The organism is Dactylosporangium siamense (assembly GCF_016862795.1).
GTDB classification, from domain to species: Bacteria; Actinomycetota; Actinomycetes; order Mycobacteriales; family Micromonosporaceae; genus Dactylosporangium; species Dactylosporangium siamense.
In genome coordinates, this window is record NZ_BONQ01000119.1 from 1 (window position 1) to 5276 (window position 5276).

6 protein-coding genes are annotated in these 5276 nt (G+C 69.6%); 5 read left to right on the plus strand and 1 reads right to left on the minus strand.

Going from position 1 to position 5276, the window contains the following annotated elements:
* Nucleotides 1-418 precede the first annotated feature (418 nt).
* The 4 genes from Dsi01nite_RS37600 (at nucleotide 419) to Dsi01nite_RS37615 (ending at nucleotide 3882) form a co-directional block, all read left to right on the plus strand.
* Nucleotides 419-1123 (plus strand): beta-ketoacyl-ACP reductase, encoded by a 705-nt coding sequence (locus tag Dsi01nite_RS37600; protein WP_203851146.1) that lies wholly within the window; start codon nucleotides 419-421, stop codon nucleotides 1121-1123.
* A gap of 148 nt (nucleotides 1124-1271) precedes the next feature.
* Complete coding sequence (fabI, locus tag Dsi01nite_RS37605) at nucleotides 1272-2042, plus strand: enoyl-ACP reductase FabI (RefSeq protein WP_203851147.1); 771 nt, start codon at nucleotides 1272-1274, stop codon at nucleotides 2040-2042.
* Between the two features lie 21 nt (nucleotides 2043-2063).
* Nucleotides 2064-3071 (plus strand): ferrochelatase, encoded by a 1008-nt coding sequence (locus Dsi01nite_RS37610; protein WP_203851148.1) that lies wholly within the window; start codon nucleotides 2064-2066, stop codon nucleotides 3069-3071.
* Between the two features lie 31 nt (nucleotides 3072-3102).
* Nucleotides 3103-3882, plus strand: coding sequence for an HAD-IIA family hydrolase (locus tag Dsi01nite_RS37615; protein ID WP_203851149.1), 780 nt, complete (start codon nucleotides 3103-3105; stop codon nucleotides 3880-3882).
* Here the strand turns inward: Dsi01nite_RS37615 and Dsi01nite_RS37620 are convergent.
* Nucleotides 3866-4396, minus strand: coding sequence for an SRPBCC family protein (locus tag Dsi01nite_RS37620; protein ID WP_203851150.1), 531 nt, complete (start codon nucleotides 4394-4396; stop codon nucleotides 3866-3868). The genes Dsi01nite_RS37615 and Dsi01nite_RS37620 overlap by 17 nt on opposite strands.
* A 50-nt stretch (nucleotides 4397-4446) precedes the next feature.
* On the opposite strand from Dsi01nite_RS37620, the gene Dsi01nite_RS37625 reads away from it, so the two are divergent.
* The gene (locus Dsi01nite_RS37625; RefSeq protein ID WP_203851151.1) at nucleotides 4447-4938 is read left to right on the plus strand and encodes a MarR family winged helix-turn-helix transcriptional regulator; all 492 of its coding nucleotides are present in this window, start codon (nucleotides 4447-4449) and stop codon (nucleotides 4936-4938) included.
* The last annotated feature ends 338 nt before the right edge of the window (nucleotides 4939-5276 follow it).

Consider the following 5276-nt stretch of genomic DNA (forward strand, 5'->3'; position numbering starts at 1 on the left):
CCCCCGCCGCCGCAGCTCCGCTGTGGCAGCATTACAGCTCAGTGCGCCCCTACCATGTAGAAGAGCGCAGCGACCCACATGGCGGCCAGGAAGAATCCAACGGGCGCGATGAAGCGGCTCATGACGTGCTCCCAACGGTGTGTCTCGAGAAGAACAGAGAACAGACACGCGGAGCCGTGACAGGGGAAAGGACTACACCCGGTCACGACTGGAAGGATCGCTACTTCGCACAGCGATCACCTCCAGAGAGCAGCAGCCGCACCGGGCGGTCAGCAAAAAGCACGTGCAGACGCGCTCATGGTAGCGCCACGCCTCAGCGGCCACATCAGCCGACCGGCGAGTTGGCGGGTACCCGTCAGTAACACCTAATCTCCGTACAGCTAATCGCAGTGCATCACAGCGGCAGGAAGGCGGCAACGTGGCGAGGACCGTGCTGGTCACCGGCGGTAACCGAGGGATCGGGCTGGCTATCGCCCAGGCCTTCGCGGCGCAGGGGGACCGGGTCGCCGTGACCCATCGAGGCTCCGGCGCCCCCGACGGGCTGTTCGGCGTGCAGTGTGACATCACCGACAGCGCCGCGGTCGACGCCGCGTTCACGACGGTGGAGGCCGAGCTCGGGCCCGTCGAGGTGCTCGTCGCCAACGCCGGCATCACCGACGACACGCTGCTGCTGCGGATGAGCGAGGACCAGTTCACCCGGGTGATCGACACGAACCTCACCGGTTCGTTCCGGGTGGCGAAGCGGGCCTCGAGCAAGATGCTGCGGGCCAAGTGGGGGCGGATCATCTTCATCTCGTCGGTCGTCGGCCTGTACGGCGGGCCCGGCCAGGTCAACTACGCCGCGAGCAAGGCCGGTCTGGTCGGCATGGCCCGGTCGATCACCCGTGAGCTCGGCAGCCGCAACATCACCGCCAACGTGGTGGCGCCCGGGTTCATCGAGACGGACATGACGGCGGTGCTGCCGGAGGCGACGCAGGCCGAGTACAAGAAGGCCATCCCGCTCGGCCGGATGGCGAAGCCCGAGGAGGTCGCCGGCGCCGTGACGTGGCTCGCCAGCGACTCGGCCGGGTACATCAGCGGCGCCGTCATCCCCGTCGACGGCGGCCTCGGCATGGGCCACTGACGCAACCCGCCGCCGACGTAGCCGCCGCCGACGTAACCGGCCATCGACGCAACCGGCGACCGACGTAACCGGCCACCGACGCAACCGGCGACCGACGTAACCCGCCGCTGACGCAACCCGCCACTGACGCAAGGACAAGAGGAGAACCATGAGCGGACTGCTCGAAGGCAAGCGGCTGCTGATCACCGGGATCATCACCGACCAGTCGATCGCCTTCTCCGTCGCCAAGCTCGCCCAGGAGCAGGGCGCGACCGTCGTGCTGACCGGGTTCGGCCGGCTCTCGCTGGTCGAGCGGATCGCGAAGCGGCTGCCGAAGGAGGCGCCGGTCATCGAGCTCGACGTCACCAACCCCGAGCACCTCGCGGGCCTGGAAGGCAAGGTGCGGGAGCACGTCGACGGCCTCGACGGCGTCCTGCACTCGATCGGCTTCGCCCCGGCCAGCTGCCTGGGCGGCGGGTTCCTGGAGGCCCCGTGGGAGGACGTGGCGACCGCGATCCACGTGTCGACGTTCTCGTTCAAGTCCCTGGCGGTGGCGTGCCTGCCGCTGATGGGCACCGGCGGCTCGGTCGTCGGGCTCGACTTCGACGCGACGAAGGCGTGGCCCGTCTACGACTGGATGGGCGTGGCCAAGGCCGGCCTCGAGTCGACGTCCCGGTACCTCGCGCGTGACCTCGGGCCCCGTGGCATCCGGGTGAATCTCGTGGCGGCGGGCCCACTTCGTACCATGGCCGCCAAGTCGATCCCCGGCTTCGCGGTGTTCGAGGAGTCCTGGGCCAAGACCGCGCCGCTCGGCTGGGACCTCAACGACCAGGTCGCGGCCGCGAAGGCCTGCTGCGCGCTGCTGTCGGACTGGTTCCCGGCCACGACCGGCGAGATCGTGCACGTCGACGGCGGGTACCACGCGGTCGGTTCGTCCTGACCTTGTTGCAACAATGGACGCGTGGCATATGACGCGTTCCTGCTCGTCTCGTTCGGCGGTCCGGAAGGGCAGGACGACGTCCTGCCCTTCCTGGAAAACGTGACGCGGGGCCGTGGCATCCCGCGCGAGCGGTTGGAGGCGGTCGCCGGGCACTACCGGCACTTCGGCGGCGTGTCCCCGATCAACGCCCAGAACCGGGCCCTGATCGAGGAGCTCCGGCAGGTCCTGGACCTTCCGATCTACTGGGGCAACCGCAACTGGCACCCCATGCTCGAAGGTGCCGTCCGGCAGATGCGCGACGACGGCGTCGAGCACGCCCTGGCGTTCGTGACCAGCCCGTTCGGCTCGAACTCGTCCTGCCGGCAGTATCAGGACGACATCGCCCGCGCCCGGGACGCCGTCGGGCCCGACGCCCCGCGGATCGACAAGATCCGGCATTTCCACGACCATCCGCTCTATGTGGAGTCGCATGCGGCGGCGGTACGGGCAGCGCTCGAATCCCTGCCGTCCCGGCTGAGCGCCCGGCTCGTCTTCACCGCCCACTCGATCCCGACCGCCATGAACGACGCGTCGGGCCCGGGCGGGGTCGGCCGGTACCGCGCGCAGCTGCTGGAGACGGCCGGCCTCGTCGCCGCCGCGGCCGCCCCCGAGCTCGAGTGGGACCTGGTCTGGCAGAGCCGCTCCGGCCCGCCGCAGGTGCCGTGGCTCGAACCGGACGTCAACGACCACCTGGCGTCGCTGTCCGCGGCGGGGCTGAAGGAGGTCGTGGTCAGCCCGATCGGCTTCATCTCCGACCACCTGGAGGTGATCTGGGACCTCGACAACGAGGCCCGGGACACCGCCGCGAAGCTCGGTCTCGCCTTCGCCCGCGCCGCCACGCCGGGCACCGACCCCCGCTTCGTGACCATGATCCGACAGCTCGTCGACGAGCGCGTGCTTGCTCACAGTAACGTTCGTCACGCGCTCGGAACCGTCCCCACCTGGGATTTCTGTCCAGCCGACTGCTGCGTGTCACCAAAACGCGTATAGGCACGAAACGTTTCTGAGGGAGCATGTACGCGTGAGAGAACGCAAGCCCATCGAGTCCTGGCTCACCGACATGGACGGGGTCCTCGTGCACGAGGGCGAGCCCGTGCCCGGCGCACCGGAGTTCGTCAACCGGCTGCGCTCGTCCGGCAAGCCGTTCCTGATCCTGACCAACAACTCCATCTACACCGCCCGCGACCTGCAGGCCCGCCTGCGGCGCATCGGCTTCGACGTGCCCGAGTCCGCGATCTGGACCTCGGCCCTGGCCACCGCCCAGTTCCTGGACACCCAGCGCCCGGGCGGCACCGCGTACGTCATCGGCGAGGCCGGCCTGACCACCGCGATGCACGAGGTCGGCTACATCCTCACCGACACCGAACCGGACTACGTGGTGCTGGGCGAGACCCGCACCTACAGCTTCGAGGCGATAACGCAGGCGATCCGCCTCATCAACGACGGTGCCCGCTTCATCTGCACCAACCCCGACGCCACCGGCCCCTCCAACGAGGGTGCCCTGCCGGCCTGCGGGGCCGTCGCCGCCCTGATCTCGAAGGCGACCGGGATCGAGCCGTACTTCATCGGCAAACCCAACCCGATGATGATGCGCTCCGCGCTCAACAGCATCGACGCGCACTCGGAGACCACGGCGATGATCGGCGACCGGATGGACACCGACGTCCTCTGCGGCCTCGAGGCGGGCCTGGAGACGATCCTGGTCCTCAGTGGTATCTCGACGGTGGCGGATGTGGAGCGGTACCCGTACCGCCCGTCCCGCATCATCCCGTCGGTGGCGCACCTCATCGACGAGGTGTAGCCGGCTTCGCGGGCGCTTTCGCCGGTTCGGCGGGCGCTTTCGCCGGTTTCGCGGGCGCCTTCGCCGGTTCGGTGGGCGCCTGCAGCCGGTTTCGCAGGCGCTCGGCGTCCGCGGTGAGGTTGCGCCGCAGCGTCGCACGGAACAGCGGTGCCGCGAGACGCTGCGCGCCGTGCAGGCGGACGTTGAGCTCCAGGCGCACCCGGCTGGTGCCGGCGGCGGTCGCGGTGACCGCGCGGGAGCCGTCGGCGTCCGCGCCGCTGGTGGTGCGCCAGGCGAACCGCAGCCCCGGACCGACCGCCGTGACGACGCCGAGGTTGTGGTACCTCCCACCGGCCACCGTCATGTGCTCGTCAGTGGTCGTGCCCTCCCGGACCACTCCGGCGGGCGTCGCCACCATCGAGGTGACCCCCTGCCGCCACAGCACGTCGTTGCCGTAGTCGGCGACGACCTCCCACACCTCCTGCGCCTCCCGCCCGATCACGATCTCGGCACTGATTGCTATCAGAGTAGTCATACATCGAATAATACGGCGTCGAACTATATGCCGGTCCATAGAATGTCGGCATGGCGACGCCCGACGACGTGGACCGGATCATCGAGCAGTGGCGCCGCGAGCGCCCCGAGCTCGACCTGGCCGCGATGGCGACGTTCGGCCGCCTGGGCCGGTTGTTCGCGCACCTGGGCAGGGCGGTCGACGAGACGTTCACCCGCTTCGACCTGCAACGCGGCGAGTACGACGTCCTCGCCGCCCTCCGCCGCTCCGGCGCCCCGTTCGTCCTGACCCCGTCGGCCCTCTCCGACGTGCTGATGCTGTCCCGCGCCGGCATGACGAACCGCCTGGACCGCCTCGAAGCGGCCGGCCTGGTCGAACGCCGCGCCAACCGCTCGGACCGGCGCAGCATGCTGATCGCCCTCACCGAGACCGGCGCCACCCTGACCGACGAGGTGACCACGCTCCACGTCGCCAACGAGTCCGCCCTCCTGTCCGACCTGACCCCGGACGAACGCCACCACCTGGACACGATCACCCGCAAACTCCTGTCCCGCTTCGAATGACCCGCGCGACCCACGCGCCGCTCCGCAGCTGGTCGTGCGGCCGGCCGGCACGCCACTTCGATCACGTCCCCGTTGGCCACTCGCGCGTCCGCGGCTGGCGCGGTTCGGTGGCCTGGTGATCGAAGTCGTGTGCCGGTCGCCCGGGCGGCCGGTGCGCGACTTCGATCACGGCACCGTTCGCCGCCCGTGCGTCCGCAGTTGGCCTGGGCCGTGATCGAAGTCGTCACGCGGCTGCCCGGGCGACCAGCACGGTCCTTCGATCACGGCGGAAAGATCACACAAGCGTCATGCAGACGCCAGCCGCCCCCAACTCCAGCCAGGTAAAGAGCCCGACCACG

Bases quoted from the DNA above. Each gene is read 5' to 3' on its own strand.
- fabI (WP_203851147.1), top strand. From the start codon at position 1,272: ATGAGCGGACTGCTCGAAGGCAAGCGGCTGCTGATCACCGGGATCATC.
- Dsi01nite_RS37620 (WP_203851150.1), bottom strand. From the start codon at position 4,396: ATGACTACTCTGATAGCAATCAGTGCCGAGATCGTGATCGGGCGGGAG.
- Dsi01nite_RS37625 (WP_203851151.1), top strand. From the start codon at position 4,447: ATGGCGACGCCCGACGACGTGGACCGGATCATCGAGCAGTGGCGCCGC.